This is a genomic window from Ferrimonas sediminum, assembly GCF_900100175.1.
GTDB lineage: Bacteria > Pseudomonadota > Gammaproteobacteria > Enterobacterales > Shewanellaceae > Ferrimonas > Ferrimonas sediminum.
On the sequence record NZ_FNEM01000002.1, the window covers coordinates 202,673 to 218,926 of the forward strand.

14 protein-coding genes are annotated in these 16,254 nt (G+C 55.1%); 6 read left to right on the top strand and 8 right to left on the bottom strand.

The genetic code is table 11. From position 1 onward, the window contains the following. Positions 1 to 35 precede the first annotated feature (35 nt). Entirely contained in the window at positions 36 to 1,445 is a 1,410-nt protein-coding gene (gene mltF / locus BLT77_RS03190) for a membrane-bound lytic murein transglycosylase MltF (RefSeq protein WP_090361901.1), read from the top strand. A gap of 403 nt (positions 1,446 to 1,848) precedes the next feature. On the opposite strand, the gene tadA is transcribed toward mltF, so the two are convergent. Then, positions 1,849 to 2,352, bottom strand: coding sequence for a tRNA adenosine(34) deaminase TadA (tadA, locus tag BLT77_RS03195; protein ID WP_281241952.1), 504 nt, complete (start codon positions 2,350 to 2,352; stop codon positions 1,849 to 1,851). Positions 2,353 to 2,637: 285 nt separating this feature from the next. On the opposite strand from tadA, the gene BLT77_RS03200 reads away from it, so the two are divergent. From BLT77_RS03200 to BLT77_RS03220, 5 genes are read left to right on the top strand one after another with little or no spacing between them, the layout of a single operon-like run. Next, entirely contained in the window at positions 2,638 to 3,444 is an 807-nt protein-coding gene (locus BLT77_RS03200; protein WP_090361905.1) for an ETEC_3214 domain-containing protein, read from the top strand. 15 nt (positions 3,445 to 3,459) lie between these two features. Beyond that, positions 3,460 to 4,395, top strand: coding sequence for an LPP20 family lipoprotein (locus BLT77_RS03205; RefSeq protein WP_090361909.1), 936 nt, complete (start codon positions 3,460 to 3,462; stop codon positions 4,393 to 4,395). Between the two features lie 26 nt (positions 4,396 to 4,421). Next, the gene (locus BLT77_RS03210; protein ID WP_143026544.1) at positions 4,422 to 5,435 is read left to right on the top strand and encodes a hypothetical protein; all 1,014 of its coding nucleotides are present in this window, start codon (positions 4,422 to 4,424) and stop codon (positions 5,433 to 5,435) included. A gap of 13 nt (positions 5,436 to 5,448) precedes the next feature. After that, the gene (locus BLT77_RS03215) at positions 5,449 to 6,021 is read left to right on the top strand and encodes an LPP20 family lipoprotein (protein ID WP_090361919.1); all 573 of its coding nucleotides are present in this window, start codon (positions 5,449 to 5,451) and stop codon (positions 6,019 to 6,021) included. A gap of 19 nt (positions 6,022 to 6,040) precedes the next feature. Further along, complete coding sequence (locus BLT77_RS03220; RefSeq protein WP_090361923.1) at positions 6,041 to 7,366, top strand: transglycosylase SLT domain-containing protein; 1,326 nt, start codon at positions 6,041 to 6,043, stop codon at positions 7,364 to 7,366. 347 nt (positions 7,367 to 7,713) lie between these two features. Here the strand turns inward: BLT77_RS03220 and BLT77_RS03225 are convergent, their stop codons facing one another. The 7 genes from BLT77_RS03225 to hcp form a co-directional block, all read right to left on the bottom strand. Further along, positions 7,714 to 8,697 carry an ABC transporter permease gene (locus BLT77_RS03225; protein WP_090361927.1) on the bottom strand — a complete coding sequence of 328 codons (984 nt, stop codon included), beginning with the start codon at positions 8,695 to 8,697 and terminating at the stop codon, positions 7,714 to 7,716. A 1-nt stretch (position 8,698) separates the two neighbouring features. After that, entirely contained in the window at positions 8,699 to 9,604 is a 906-nt protein-coding gene (locus BLT77_RS03230; protein WP_245709851.1) for an ABC transporter ATP-binding protein, read from the bottom strand. A 300-nt stretch (positions 9,605 to 9,904) separates the two neighbouring features. Continuing rightward, entirely contained in the window at positions 9,905 to 10,477 is a 573-nt protein-coding gene (locus tag BLT77_RS03235; protein WP_090361932.1) for a LutC/YkgG family protein, read from the bottom strand. Continuing rightward, on the bottom strand, positions 10,477 to 11,862 hold the full coding sequence (locus BLT77_RS03240) for a lactate utilization protein B (protein ID WP_090361936.1): 1,386 nt from the start codon (positions 11,860 to 11,862) through the stop codon (positions 10,477 to 10,479). Before BLT77_RS03240 ends, BLT77_RS03235 begins: the two co-directional genes overlap by 1 nt. Positions 11,863 to 11,874: 12 nt before the next feature. Then, entirely contained in the window at positions 11,875 to 12,618 is a 744-nt protein-coding gene (locus tag BLT77_RS03245) for a (Fe-S)-binding protein (RefSeq protein WP_090361939.1), read from the bottom strand. 505 nt (positions 12,619 to 13,123) lie between these two features. Further along, a complete protein-coding gene (locus tag BLT77_RS03250; RefSeq protein WP_090361943.1) occupies positions 13,124 to 14,104 on the bottom strand; it encodes an FAD-binding oxidoreductase in 981 nt (326 codons plus the stop codon). Between the two features lie 144 nt (positions 14,105 to 14,248). Then, on the bottom strand, positions 14,249 to 15,910 hold the full coding sequence (gene hcp, locus BLT77_RS03255) for a hydroxylamine reductase (RefSeq protein WP_090361948.1): 1,662 nt from the start codon (positions 15,908 to 15,910) through the stop codon (positions 14,249 to 14,251). Positions 15,911 to 16,254: the final 344 nt, after the last annotated feature.

Sequence of the window (16,254 nt, forward strand, 5' to 3'; positions counted from 1 at the left end):
AGGTCGGTCGCAAAACAGTCTACAATGAACGGAAGATGAGGCTGATTTTAAATAAGTTAATAACATCAAGAAGCTTGCTTATCTGCCTGTGCCTGACACTGGGCGGCTGCTTGCGGCTGGAGATCGAGACCCCGACGGCCCCGAAGACTGAACCTGATAAGCCGCTGCGGGTGGGCACCCTGTATGGCCCCACTACCTATGTGGTGGGGGCCGCCGGTCCCCAAGGGCTGGATTACGAGCTGGCCGAAGGCTTTGCCAACCACCTGCAGCGCGAGCTCACCATCATCCCCTACGCCTCACTGCCCGAGCTGTACAATGACATGAGCAACGGCAAGCTGGACCTGATCGCCTCCAGCCTCAGCGATACCCACCTGAACCGCAGTTTCTGGCGCTTCGGCCCGCCGCTCTACCAGACCCGCTTGCAGGTGGTCTACAACCGCAGGCAGGCCCGGCCCACCTCCATCGACGCCCTGCCCCGGCCATTGGTGGTGATGGCCGGCTCCAACCACGCCGAATTACTGGCCAACCTGTCGCTGGCGGGCACCGTGGTGGAATGGCAGGAAACCGACTCTCACGCCGCCCATGAGTTACTGGCCCAGGTAGCCAGTGGCGAACTGGCATTTACCCTGGCGGACGACAAAACCCTGGCGGCCAGCCGCCGCATCCACCCGGAGCTGGCCGCCGCCTTTGACATCGGCCCGGAGTTTGACGTCGGCTGGGCCCTGCACGCCAGTGGCAGCGACGCCCTGTTCAGCGACCTGCTGGATTACTGGCACCTGCTCAAACAGGCCGGTCGCATCGCCCAGCTGGAGGAGAAATACTTCGGCCATGTGGAACGATTCGATTACGTCGACACTCGAGCCTTTATCAAGGCGGTGGAGCGAAAACTGGCCCGCTACGAACCCTGGTTCAAAGCCTATGCCGGCGAACTGGACTGGCGCCAACTGGCTGCCATCAGCTATCAGGAATCTCACTGGAACCCCGAGGCCCGCTCCCCCACCGGCGTTCGAGGCATGATGATGCTGACCCGTTCCACCGCCCGCCGGGTCGGCGTGGACGACCGTCTGGATCCGCAGCAGAGCATTCGCGGAGGCAGTGACTACCTGCACGACCTGATTCGGCGCCTGCCTGCCTCCATTCCCGAACCCGAGCGGTTCTGGTTTGCCCTGGCGGCGTACAACATCGGCCTGGGGCACGTCGAAGATGCCCGGGTTTTGGCCCAGCGCCAGGGGCTGAACCCCAGTAGCTGGCGAGACGTGAAAACCGTGCTGCCAAAGCTGACCCAGAAGCGCTACTACCAACGCACCCGTTACGGCTTTGCCCAAGGCGGCGTCGCGGCCCATTACGTCGACAACATTAAACGCTACTACGACACCCTGGTATTGCTGGAGACCCGGCTGCCGCCGACGCTGGCGCCGATGAAGGTCGCGATAAACGAAGAGTGATCAAGACGGAACTTCCTGCCGAAATAACCAATAAAATGCCGGATTTGATAGCGATAACGCATTCTGGGGGTTGAAAAAAGCCCCCATCGTCGCTATCTCTAGTTTCAAGATAAAAATAGGCGCCGGCTCCCGAAGTGGAGTGCGCCGCGGCGGCATCCGCCGCACTCCCGGCCAAAACTGTGAACTGGGCCCCACGGCCTCTTTCACCGTGTTTAGGCCATCCTATCCAATGTCATCGAACTGCAAAGAGACGGGGATACCATAAATAAAAAGAGTACCAGTAAGGAGATTCTATGAAGAGTCCAGCACGTCGCCGCAAGGCACTTAGCAGCTTATCAGAGCGCCGCCGGGCCCTGCGAAAACGCGGCCATATGAAAGTCCTGCAACGCAGCAAGTCGTTCGTTCAAGACGCGTCTTTGGATGACGCCTTCTGAGCTTGCTTTAAGGCTTTCTTTTCAGCCCTGCGTCGTTTAAAAAAATTACTCAATTGAGTCGCGCAGGGCTCAGCCAACACCCCTCCCACCACTTCGGCCTGATGATTCATTGCAGGGTGTTGCAGCAGGTCCATGACACTGCCTGCCGCCCCGGTTTTGGGATCGCTGGCGCCAAACACCACCCGCCCGACCCGGGCATGCACCAGGGCACCGGCACACATGGGACAGGGCTCCAGCGTCACGTACAGGGTGGTATCCAGTTGACGGTAGTTCTGCAGCGCCACACCGGCCTGCCTCAGGCACTGCATCTCGGCATGGGCACTGGGATCATGGTCGGTAATGCTGCGATTGTAACCTTCCGCTATCTTGACGCCGGCCTTCACCAGCACCGCACCGACGGGCACCTCGCCCAGCGCCTCGGCCTTGGCCGCCAGTTCCATCGCCTGCTGCATCCAGTATTGATCCTGCTCCACCTATGCCCCTTACTCATGTTCCTACCGGTTTCAACGGCGCACATTGTAATCGCCCGGCCCAGTAGGCGCCAGTTCAACCGCGACTCGACACCACGGCACTATCACGTTATTCAGGATAACAATTTTCATCACCCTCGCGGTAAACGATTAGCCAAATCACATTTCAGGAGGGCAACACCCAGTCAACATCAACAACACAAATATTCACTTGAAATTAACGCGGCAAGGGTCATATTATTACCGCTTACATTAGAGTGTTATAAATTATCAAAGGATTGATAAGGCATGTCAGGAGCCGAGCAGGAGAGCACGCGGCCTTCCCAGAGCCAGTACAGTGACCGCATCTCGCCTTTTTCCCACAACTGGAAAAAAGCGAAATCGGGCTTTCTTTACTTCATTGCACTAATGATTGGCTTCGGCAACTGGAATGACACCAAAGAACTGTCCACCAGTATCTATTCTGGCATTCAGGCAAACTTCACCCACCAAGTTGAGGAGAATTCACTACAAAATATTGATGTAGGTAATTATCTAACCTATGTGGAGCAGGACCTCGGCTTCCCTCAGGTCGTAAAGCGCTCACGGCAGAACACAAACATCCAGTTTCGCTACTACAAAAAGAATAAATATCTAATTACTCTCCTGGTCGAGAAGAGTCGAATCAATGGCTACTTGGTGCAAACACTGGACTTCCAGGGTATATACAGTCAGCTCAGCGCTTTTTCTCCCCGCATTCCTTTTAGTGAAAAAGTCCTTAATCGGGATACCTACTCGCAGTTCAGCGATGAAACCAAAACCTTCTATCTAGACAATTTCAACCTCGTATATTACCTGGAGCCCCATGAACTGGGCGCCGAGGGCATGTACCTAAACCTGTTTATTGGCACAACTGAATACGGGGTAATGCCGGGCCAATTAGCCCCACTCATTCGAGCAGTGACCGATAGGCAAACCCTTGGGGAGTCTCCGATAAAAGAGCTACAGCGATTGCGGAGCCAGTTAAAGCCAAATCTCTATGGCATCAGTGGAGAGCCGGACGCATTAATGGCAGAAGCATTACTCACTCGCTATGAATTCAATACTTACTTCTAACCTTGAGTCAATCCCATGTTACTACGCCCCCTGGCATTAGTGCTTTTTCTACTTCATACCACTGCCTGTGTTGCAACGGTACCCTCCTGGTACCTCGCACCACCGGCTGATACGGCCAGTCACCTCTATGGTGTCGGCGCAGGCTTATCCCCGCTGAACGCACGACAGCAGGCCCTCATAGACATCACCAGCCGTCTTCAGGTGCGTGTTCAAGGCCGCCTAAAAGCCCACACCCAAACCCTTAATGGCCAGGTAGACCAGCGAGTTGAACAGCAGGTAGAAAGTGAAAATGCGGCCTTCACCTTAAGTAACTATGAGCTGTATGAATCGGCCCATGACAAAAATACCTTTTACCAGCTTATTCGAGTCGATCGTCCAGCCCTGATGGCTGGTTTGGAGCAACAGCTAAATCAGCACCTCGAGCAACTGAGTCAGCTTCGGCAGCAGCCAATGTCCAGCCTGAGGCAATTTCGAAAACTAAATCAAAACCTGACGACCGCCGATACGGCAAGGGCACTGGCAGGAGTTCTGGAGCAGCAGCAGCACCCGGTACCAGACCTGGCTCCACTGAGCTGGTTTGAGCGGCGTTTAGCGGAGCATAAAGCCAACAGCTCCATCCTGCTGGAGTTCACCGATACCAGTCCACAAACCGAGGCCTTTGTCAGCCAATGGCTCGACGACTCAGGGTTTCAGGTATCAGGCCCCAACCCCATCGCCATATTGAAATTCAATATTGATGCACAGCCAGCCCGGGAGCTGTTCGGTCAATACCATGTTCGGCTGGACGGCAAACTCACGGTTGTCGATCAAGGACAAATCGTCCACACAAAACGATTAACCAGCACCGGCGTGTCTTCACTGAGCGAAGCACAAGCCAAGGCTGTTGCCGAGCAACAACTATTAAAACAGATAGCCGGAGAAAACATCTGGCAGCTATTACTACCTATGTGAACGATGATGAAACAAGGAGAGTTATCTTGAAAAAAATGAAGCCAGAGTTGGTCATTGCCATTATTGGTACACTGTTTATTACCGGTTGTGTATCAACAGGCCCCAGGCGGGATGTAATTACTTCATTACCCAATATTCCTCTTGAAGATACTCAGTACATGCCAGAGAGGTTACTTGACTCAACTCAAAAAACTGTTTTCGTAATGCCAACAAAAATCACTGCAGGAGGAATCAATAAAGAATTTCTCAAAGGTGAGATGCAAGGGCAAATCGAAAACGCTTTAGCATCAGCAGGCATAAACACTATTGACCGCTCTCTTGCCAGTCAACTTCACGATGAACTTCTACTGGCTGAGTCCACTGGGCGACTAAATTACGACGGCCCTAAAGTTGCTGACTTTGCGATATTCAGCACGATCAGCTCAGTATCCGCTCACGCAGAGTATCATGAAGGCGGAACCAGTCTCATAACCGGAAAGGATTATGGCCCCTCCTGCGAAGCAGAAGCCGGTGTCAAAGGGCAGATTCGCATTTTAACTATTCCTGAGATGAGGCAGGTGATTTCGGCAGAGATGAATGGCACGGACTCTTCCGACCTCTCCCTATTCACAGGATGCCAAGTGACAAAAAGCCTTAAGATGGGCCTAATAACAAATGCCGCCACCCGAGCGTTAAAGAGCGCTCAAAACGAAATAAAAAACAGCCTGGCCCCTGCTGGGTATGTTGTTGAACGAAGGGGTAATGAGAAGGACAATGTATTCCGTGTCTCATTGGGGGCAGCCAGAGGAGCAAAAGGTGGCTCACTGGTAGAAATAAAAAGAAAAAAGATTACAGACCTTGGAAATGGCGAAACCATCTCGGAATTCGAAGTGATTGCCGAAGGAAGATTCACGGAGTCCATCGAGCCTATGTATTCTTGGATAATTTTATCGGACGAGCAGAAGTTAAAGATTATTCAAAGAGGGGATTTGGTTACTCTCAAACATGAGGATGGACTGTTGATGCAAGCCGCTAAATCACTAAAAAGCTTGAATTTATAAGGACTCAAACAATATGAAACGTATTCTTCCGATAATGGCCCTTAGCCTGATGGCCGGTTGTACTTCTACGCCAGAGCCCATGACACTGGCCTGTACTTTCCCGGACTCGCCACAAGTCGAGGCGCCCAGCTGGATCTGTGACGAAGGCGTCGACAACTATGCATTGACGGCGGTCGGATACGCCAAAAAGTCGGCGGCCGGAATTGGCTTTATGAAAGATGTTGCCGCTTCAGAGGCCCGGGTTCAGTTATCAAAAACCTTCCAGAGTCGCGTATCCGCCAAACTTAACGATGCGGCAGTTGCCAGCAATGTGGATGCCAGCGGTGAAGTAAAGCAGCTCATTGAGCGGGTATCCTCCAGCATTACGGAACAAACACTGTCCGGTGCCCGCATTATCAAATCCCGAACCAGCAGCACCGGCGCCCTCTATGTTCTGGTCGGCATGAGTGGTGCCGATTACGAACGCACCATGCGTTCAGCCCTCGCAGCCAGCAAAGACCGCGACGCAGAACTGTGGCAAAGGTTTAAGGAGGAAAAAGCCGACCAGGTTCTGAACGCGTTGCTCACCTCCACCAACAAGCTGTAACTCCAACGAGGAGAATACGATGTTCAAGTGCAACATTGCCGCCCAGATCATCTCTGTCGCGGCCGTGTTGCTTGTTGGCCAAGTGCCGGCCTCTCAGGAGTTGTCGGAGTTCGAGGCCTACAAGCAACAAACCATGACAGAATTTGAGACTTACCGTACCGCTTATCTCGACGAGTTTGATCATCAACGTCAAGCACTGATGGCGGTTTGGGATCAGCCGGATCAAAGCAACGCGAATACCTACATCAGTTACAGTCAAGCCAAAACCGAACGGGCTAAAGTCGATTTTTCAACCGACACCATAGAGGTCAGTATCATTCATGACTCAGACAGCGCCCCCCAGATACAGCGGGTACTGGAGCAGTTACAACAGCTGGCCGACACCAAACTGGACACAGATACCATCGGCGCAGAGAACGGCAACACGCCACGCCTGCTCACCACCCTCCCCTCCTCACCGGACGCCCTGAAGCAGATCGTCGAAGAGGCAGCCATCACCCAGCGACCGCTGGAATACGGGGCGGAACAGCAACAAACCGAACAAGAGGTCATTAAAACTCAACACCAGCAGGCGCTGAACGCCATCGATAAACAAGCCGATTTTGCACTATCGAATGGTGCAGAAGAGATCGCTGTCGAGGCATCACTTAAACGGGAAAAAGAGAAAATTAACGCCCACGAACAGCGTCGATTGCAGCAATTGAAAGAGCAGTATCAACAACAGCGCCGACACGATCCCAGCGCCAAAACCATGACCACCTACAAAATCCCGCTGCCTTCGCAAAGCTTGGATAAAAAGGCGGCCAGGTACCTCCCCTTCGTCACCAAACAATCGGCACAATGGTCCATTCCAGCCGAGCTGGTTTTCTCGATAATGCAGGCGGAGAGCAGCTTTAATCCCAAAGCAAAATCTCACATCCCCGCCTTTGGACTGATGCAGATTGTCCCGGCCAGTGCCGGCTTAGACGTTAATGACAAGCTGTTGAACAAAAAAGGGAAACCGAGTGAACGCGCCCTGTTTGAACCCGATGAGAATATTCGTTACGGCACGGGTTACCTGCACTTGCTTGATACACGCTACCTTGTAGGCATTACCAACGACGAAGCCAGGCTGTACTGCACCATCGCCGCCTATAACACCGGTGCCGGTAATGTCGCCAAAGCCTTCAATACCGATAACAGCCGCAATATCCGCAAGGCTTCAAAGATCATCAACAGCATGACGCCGGACCAAGTCTATCAAAGGCTCCAGCATCACCTTCCCTACGAGGAAACCCAGACCTACCTCAAGCGGGTACGTCGCTACCATCAACAATACAGCCAGCTGAAGTCAAACTGGTTATAGTGAAGTGGAGCGGCAGAGCCGCTCCCTGTTCTTTTGGCTGCCACGACTCCACTTTGTTGCCTTAAGGTTCCAGAAACCAACCGAAATGGCCGTAGCTTTCTTTAACGATGTCGCCCACCGGCTGACCACCATTAGGGTGAACCTGCCCCCTCATCTGACGGGCTGAAATACTGGGTATCCTCGACAAAGGGACACCACACCATCACCCCCTACCCCGGCATGGCAGTCGGTGCCGTACTCGCCGACGGCCATCTCCAGATGATCCCGGTATCATGACTCCAGCGCCGTGGGGTTGCCCTTGATGGAAAACACTCCGCCTACCCTCAAGACCTTGCCATCCACACCCGTTAGTTCCAGCGGAATCCCTTGGCACCGATGGCGATCGCCACCACCGAGATCGCCGCCAGCGCCAGCCAATGCGGCCACAGGGTGGCCACTCCGGCTCCGTCGATAATAATGGCCCGGGATGCGGCATTGAGATGGGAAAGGGGCAGCAGCCTCGCCAGCGACTGAATCCACTCGGCAGTGCCCTCCAGCGAAAACCACACGCCCGACAGAAACATCATCGGCCAGGCGATCAGGTTCAGCACGCCGTTGCCAAACTCCTCGGAACGGGTGCGACAGGCCACCAGTAAGCCAACGCTCACTAACGCCAACGCTCCCAGCAAAGCGGTTATCAGCAGCAGCAACAGGCTACCGACAATGGCAATGGAAAACATCCACGAACAGGCCACAAACACCAGGGTGGCGGTCGCCATCATCATCAGCATGCGACTGCAGATCTGCGACAAGATGAAGATCCAGGGCTTCATCGGCGTGGCCTGATACCGTTTCAGCACCCCGTTTTTCCGATAGCGGATAATCACATAACCCACGCCATAGAGGCCGGAAAACATCATGTTCATGCCGATGATGCCCGGCATCAGCCAGTCGATGTAGCGTACCGCCTGCCCCTGCTCCTGGGTCGACGCCAACGGCCCCACCACCCCCAGAACAATCCGTTCCGCCAGGTAGCCCTTGACCGAGTCCGGGTTGACCACATAACCGCCCTCGGTCAACAGAAGATCCAACTGGTGCCGCCCCACCTTGCTGCGGGCCAGCGCCTCATCCTCATAGGGGATCAGCTGCAGATAACGGGTCTGCTGCAGGGGCGCCAGATAGGCGGGAGCCCCCAGCACCCCGAGTTTGTACTCAGGCCGATCCGTATCGCTGAAGGCCACCCCGAAGCCGATGATCAGCATCAGTGGAAACATCAGGCTCCAGCCCAGAGCCGACCGATCCCGGACAAACTCCAGATTGCGGGCATGGATCAGTGCCAACAGACTTTTCATCTCAGCTCCTCAGTTGGTGGCCGGTAAGGGTCAAAAACAGATCTTCCAGATTGGGACGGCGGATATTGAGGCTGGTGACATCGACCCGATGCTGCTGCAGCAGCGCCAGCACCTGATTGACGTCATCGGTCTGGAACTCCAGCAAGCCATTGCGCTGCTGAACCGGCAGCGGCCAGCCGGGCCCGAGCTCGACGCTGGCGGGCAGGCTGACAATGTGGGACAGGAACGCCTCGGCAATCAGCGCCGCCGGCGTATCCTGTCTCAATACCCGGCCGTGATCCATGATGGCGATGCGATCGCACAACTGTTCCGCCTCATCCATGTAGTGGGTGGTCAGCAAGATGGTGGTGCCACCGGCGCGCACATCCCGAATCAACTGCCAGAAGTTATGTCTGGCCTGAGGATCCAGGCCGGTAGTCGGTTCATCAAGAAACAGCAGTTGAGGGCGGTTGATCAGTGCCAGCGCCAGCAGCAAGCGTTGTCTCTGGCCCCCGGACAGGGTCTGGTGCTGCTGATCCATTAAGCTCTCAAGACGGCACAGCTGTGCCAGTTCGGTCAGAGGCACCGTAGTGCGATAGAGGCTGGCGAACAGGGTCAGGCAATCGCTCACCGACAGGTGCTCCGGCAAGGCGGTCGCCTGAAACTGAATGCCGATATGGTGGCGATAATCGTCGAAAAGAGGCCGTTCTTTAAATAAAATCTTACCGGAAGTTGGCTCAAGAATGCCTTCGAGCATCTCCAGAGTAGTGGATTTCCCGGCCCCGTTGGGGCCCAGCAAACCAAAGCATTCCCCCGGTGCCAACGACAGGTTCAGACGATCTACTGCGACCAGATCACCAAAGCGTTTGCTCAGTTCCTGCGCGCGCAACAGAGTCCGGGCATTGTGTGCGCTGCTCCGCTCTCCCACCTCTCGCTCCTTGAAAAACAGATTCCCTAAAGCATTAAATGCCAAAAACCGGTCGGGTTGCAATCACCCATTAGGCGTGTTCGCGTCTCTGATTCTCCCCATTGAACCGGCAAAGCAGTCTTGGCCGTGAGCAAGGCGTGGGTGCTGACGTCGCCTGTCGGGAGCCTCTTTGTCCCGTCGGCGAAGCAAAAAAAGGCCCACATAAAGTGGGCCAAGCGTGTGTGCTAACTACACGTAAAATCGTTGATATAACAAACAGGCCCTGCTTTTGAGCAGGGCCTGTTTGTTTCTGTCGGTCGATTAGCCGATCATGTAAACGGTCATGGAGCAGGCGCCGTGGGCACCAATCACCAGGGCCTGTTCGATGTCGGCTGTCTTGGACGGACCGGCAATGAACGCACCGTGCTGACCGGACTCCAACTTAACCACTTTGATTGCTTCATGCATGTTAGCAACGGTGGTATCACGCTTCACCACTACCGCCAGGTTCTCGGTAATGTATGGCAGTACCCGGTGGCCACTGGCGGTTTCCCGAACAAACACCGCACCGTTTTCCGCCACTGCCAGTTCGGCATCGACGATAGCCAGGTCGACATTGTGCAAATCGTGTGGCTTGGCGTCCAGTTCACGGTTGCCGGTCAACCCCTCTACACGACTGATAACTTGTTGGTTATCGGCCATGGCAGCGTTCAATTGCGCCTGAACCTCTTCCAGAGAGCTGACCTGAACCAGAGTACCGCCGACCTTGGCCAGGTTGGCTTCGTACTGACCGATCAGATCGGTGTTGTTTGGCTCAACGGTGATGGTTGGCATCGGCGCATCTGGCAGGCTGCAGGTGTCCAATGCGGCAAAAATTGCGTCACGGCTAGACATTATTTGTTCTCCCGGTTTTTGTTGAACCACGCTTCGAAAGAGCCGGTCTTTGGTGCTTTAGGCAGTTCGCGGTACTTGGTCCAGTCCATGCCAAATGGCTTCATCAGGGCATCCGGCAGGATGCGCAGGGCAGTACGGGCACCGGCCATGGAGGTGTTCAGCATGGTTTCGCTGGCCATGAAACGACCCACCCACGGCATGTAGCTACCCTTACCGTATGGCAGCTCACCCTTCTCGGCGGTAATGCGACGCCACTTAAAGATGATCTTGTCCAGCGGTACCTTGGTCGGACACACCTGGGTACAGGAGCCACACAGGGAGCAAGCCCAGGCCAGAGAATGGGTTTCGTCGTCACCGGCGGCAACGGCGATGCCGATAGGACCAGGAATCAGCGAGTTGTAGCTGAAGCCACTGGAACGACGGTACACAGGACAGGTGTTCAGACAGCCACCACAACGAATACACTTGTAGGCTTCCGCCAGCAACTCGTCCTGGAACAGCTTGGTTCGACCGTTATCCACCAACACCACGTGCATCTCACCGCCCTGCTTAGGGCCTTTGTAGAAGGTGGTGTAGGAGGTGATTGGCTGACCAGTCGCGTTACGAGCCAGTGTACGGGACAGCACGCTGGCCGCTTCCATGTTAGGCACAATCTTATCGATGCCCATACAGTGAATCTGCACGTTTGGCAGGTTCACACCCATGTCGGCGTTACCTTCGTTGGTGGCAACCGCAACCGCGCCTTCGCTGGCAATCGCCATGTTGACACCGGTCAGGGCCGCGTCTGCTTGCAGGAACTTCTCACGCAGGTGAGCACGCGCCTGTTTGGTCAGATAGGTCGGGCAGGAGGCGCCTTTCTCGGAACCGATCTTGCGGTGGAACAGCTCGCCCACCTCCTCTTTCTTGAGGTGGATGGCCGGCACTACGATGTGGCTCGGCGGCTGTTCATTCAGCTGAATGATGCGCTCACCCAAGTCGGTATCGATCACGTCGATGCCGCGCTCAATCAGGTACGGGTTGAGGTGACACTCTTCGGTCAGCATCGACTTGGATTTCACCAGGTTCTTAACGTTATGCTTGCTCAGAATGCCGTGCACAATCTCGTTGTGCTCTTTGCCATCTTTGGCCCAGTGAACCTGAATGCCGTTTTTCTTACAGTTGGCTTCAAACTCGGTCAGGTAATGCTTGAGGTTCGACAGAGTGTGCAGTTTGTAATCGGAGCCCAGCTGTTTCAGCTCTTCCCACTCCGGCAGAGATTCTGCCGCCAGATCACGCTTGTGACGCAGGGTCCACAGCGCTTTGTCGTGCCAGTCTACCCGAGCTTCGTCTTTGTTGAACTTCGCTGCCGCACTGGCATGAGATTCAATTTCACCAATTAGTGCCATGAGAGTATCTCCTTACAGTGCCTGATTAAGCAGTTCAGCGATGTGCAGGGTTTCAATGCTGTGACCTTCACGACGAATCACGCCGTCCAGGTGCAGCAAACAGGAAGGATCGAAGCCCACGGCGTACTTGGCGCCGGTGTCGGCGTGTGCCTTGGCCTTGTCTTTGCCCATCTTGCCGGATACAGAACCTTCATCCAGAGCAAAGGTACCGCCGAAGCCACAACATTCGTCTTTGCGTTCCGGGTAGACGATGTCGATGCCTTCGATGCGGGACAGCAGGGCTTCCACTTTGTTGTAACCCTGGCCCTTGATCTCTGACGGAGTCGCCAGATCCAGCATACGGATGCCGTGACAGGACATCTGCAGGCTGATCTTGTGGTTGAACGGCTTGTTGAAACGCTCCAAGCCATGGATGTCGTGCAGGAACTCGGTCAGCTCTTTCAGCTTGCCGATCACAGCGGTGGCTTCCGGGCTGCAGTCGAACTCATGGAAGTTCTCTTTGGCCGCAATCATGCAGGAAGCCGCAGGGCAAACGATGTAGTCGCAGTCAATGCCCTTAAAGGCATTCAGCAACTTCAGCGTGGTCTTCTTAGCATCATCGAAACAACCCGAGTTGGTCATGGGCTGACCGCAGCAGGTCTGCCCTTTAGGCAGAATGACCTGATGCCCCAGCTTCTCGAGAAGCTCTACCGTGGCGATACCCACATTTGGTGTCATGTGGTTCACCAGGCAAGGGATGAACAAGGCGATTTTCATTATATTCTCCGCTGTGTTTGTGTCGGCAGTTTCGGCGGAGTCTATAGAGGCCACTCACCCCAGACTGTGATTCAGGTATCACTTATCGGTGGGCTGAATTTGGTTACCAGCTTGTAAAATGCAGTTACCAGAAAGCAAACAATGCATGAATGGCAACATTTAAAGATCGTCAAAACCCAATGCATTTAACAAGGGCGTTACCTGCTGGGAATTGGTATGACCAAGATCCAGCCCAAATCAACCTAAAGACAACCACCCATTTACAATTAAGCAACAGCAAATCGAGCATTTTTCGGTCAAGCGTGCGATCTGGATCACACAATAATAGCAGATTGATGAGTGCTTTTATCGAACCCGATTCTCACCCTTCGCCGTAAAGGGACATTTTGACTCACTCGTGACCGTGATCACGCCCCCCCCCTGGCGAGATTGGCGGAAAGCAGTAGGACAAAATGCACAAAAAAAGCCTCCCGAAGGAGGCCTTTCATCGCCGGGATGGCAAGGGTCAGGGCAGTGTCACCGCCATGTCGCCGGTGGCCTTTGAGGCACAGGCGAGGAAGAAGCCCTGTTCCAGTTCCTCCGCCGTCAGGGTACTTACCGAACTGCGGTCCAGCTTATCTCCTTCACCTTTGCATTTGCAGCTGCCACAAACACCGGAACGGCAGGCAGCAAAGATCGGCAGCCCCTCCTTCTCCAGTGCCTCAAGAATGCTCTGATCGGCCTCAATGGCTACCTGCTTGTCTCCGACAGTCAGAGTGTGGCCTTCTCCGGTGACCGGCTCAGAATCGCCCTGTGGCGCCGCAAAAGCCTCCTGGAACACCTGCTCCGGATCGACGCCCAGACTGTCAAACCAGCCGTGGGCGGCCTCCATATAGCCCTGGGGGCCACACATCAACACTCGACGCTCACGAATGTCGGTTGCCAGAGACAGCAGCATACGTGCATCCAGCAGCCCCTGAGACTGTCCCTCTGTAGCGCCTTGTGACACGACCCAACGCAGTTTCAGATTGGGGTAGTCATCCGCCAGATGCTCCAGCTCTTTGACAAAGATACGATCCTGAGGCGTACGAGCACTGTGAATGAACACGATGTCAGCCCGCGGATCCGCCAGCAAACGGGCACGCAACATGGAGTACACCGGGGTAATGCCACAACCGGCACTGAGCATCAGCAACTTGCCGGACTGGGCATGCTGGTAATGAAACTCCCCTGACGCGGGCATCACCGAAAACTGATCGCCCACCTTGGCGTTGTCGGCCAGGAAATTCGACACCAGACCGTTGTCGACCCGCTTAATGGTCAGGGCGTAGTGTGCATCCCCTGGAATCGACGCCAGACTGTAACAGCGGCTGTGAGAGGCACCGTCCACCTCCACCAGCAGCGGCAGAAACTGGCCGGGAATATACTCGATGGGTTGGCTGGCGGTAAACAGATAGGTGTTAACGTCACGGGTTTCCGCCCGAATTTCGGTGCAGGTCAGCTGCATCAGTGATACTCCTTAAAATTCCTACCCCGCCCAACGCAAAAAACGGCCCAGACCCTCGGTTGTACCCACACAATCCCGATGGCAGAGCCGCTGGTACGCATTGGACTTCGAGGGGGCTAACGCCCCCTGAATGGTTGCGTTTGCTTAGCCCAGAATGTCGGCCATATCCTGCTCAACCGTGGTGGTCAGACGCAGGCCAGTGGCTTCATGCAGGTGGTTGATCAGGTTCTCGGTCAGGAAGGCCGGCACCGTCGGGCCAACGCGGATATCCTTAATGCCCAGCGCCAGCAGGGTCAGCAGGATGGCGATCGCCTTCTGTTCGAACCAGGACAGAATCAGCGACAGAGGCAGTTCGTTGACACCACACTCGAAGGTTTCCGCCAGGGCCAGGGCCAGTTGAATGGCGGAGTAAGCATCGTTACATTGACCCACATCCAGCAGACGCGGGATGCCGTTGATGTCGCCAAATTCGAGATCGTTGAACTTGAACTTGCCACAGGCCAGGGTCAACAGCAGGGTGTCGTCCGGCGCCGACTTGGCAAACTCGGTGAAGTAGTTGCGCTCCTGCTTGTCACCGTCGCAGCCACCAACCAGGAAGAAGTGGCGAATGTTGCCGGCTTTCACCTGCTCAATCACTGCCGGAGCGGCTGCCATCAGGGCATTGCGGGCAAAACCGGTCATGGTGTAGTGAGGGATTTCGTCGTACTTGAAGCCTTCACACGCCAGCGCCTTCTCGATCACGGCGCTGTAGTCGTCACCGGTGTGATGAACCACGCCCGGCCAACCAACGATGTTACGGGTAAACAGGCGATCGGCGTAGGAGCCCGGGTTCGGATCGATCAGACAGTTGGAGGTCATCACGATGGCGCCAGGGAAGTTGGCAAACTCTTTCTGCTGGTTCTGCCAGGCGCTACCGTAGTTACCCACCAGGTGCGGGTACTTGCCGCCCAGCTCAGGGTAAGCCATGGCCGGCAGCATCTCACCATGGGTGTAGACGTTGATGCCTTTGTCCTTGGTCTGCTCCAGGATGTGTTTCAGATCGATGAGATCGTGACCGGAAACCAGAATCGCCTTGCCGGCCACCGGCTTCATGTTCACCTTGGTCGGAACCGGATGGCCAAAGGCCTCGGTTTCGCCGGCATCCAGCATCTCCATCACTTTGTAGTTCAGGTGACCACAAGCCATGGCCAGCTCCAGCAGCTCGTTCAGATCGCTTGGATCTTCACCCAGTCGAGCCATGATGCGGTGGAACTCACCGTACACTTCGTCATCCTGCTTGCTGAGGATACGGGCGTGTTCCATATAGGCTGCCACCCCTTTCAGGCCGTACAGCACCAGCAGGCGCAGACCAACGATGTCTTCACCGACATCATTGAGGCCACGGTTCACCGCGGTGGCAGGTGCCTGGCTGATCATCGCCGCTTTCTCGGCAGTGATCTCGAATTGCGCCGCACCGGCCAGCTGTTTTGGTTCTACACCCTGAACGGTGCAGGCCGCCAGGTAGGCGTCCTTGAGTCGGGTCTTGGTGGCGACCGCTTCGGCGGTGTAAGCCACCAGACGTTCGGCGTCGAAGTTGACGTTGGTCAGGGTAGAGAAGAACGCCTGCGGCAGGTAAGCGTCAGCAGCGGCATCGATCACCCCCAGCTCACGACCGGCATGGGCGTAGGCACTGACGCCCTGCAGCATGTACACCAGTACATCCTGAAGGTCTGAAATTTCTGACGTTTTACCACACATGCCCATGGCATACTGACAACCATTACCAACTGGGGTTTGCATGGTCTGCTCACACTGAATACAAAACACGGCGCGCTCCTTTAAAAGGTGTATATATTATGTATGTTTTAGTGAGCACAGCTTAAAATAACCCCGCAGCCCAATAAAGGCATTTTGAATGCAAGTTTACAAAGCCTTGATTAGGATCAAGTTTTCACCGCCAAAGAGTTATTCGAACTAAGCTAATGTTAAAGCCTGCCTAACTTTACCCCCGCTTTTTTTACCTTCCGCACAACCCTTTCCCGCCCCGGCGCATCCCCACTGTGGATCGCGGAGCACCGGCCACCAAATCAGCGATGCTCAGTCAGGCTCCCCGCGAACAATGGCATCTGGTTCACAGTCCGGCTCTGGCACCCAGCAGCATCCGGCTGGAC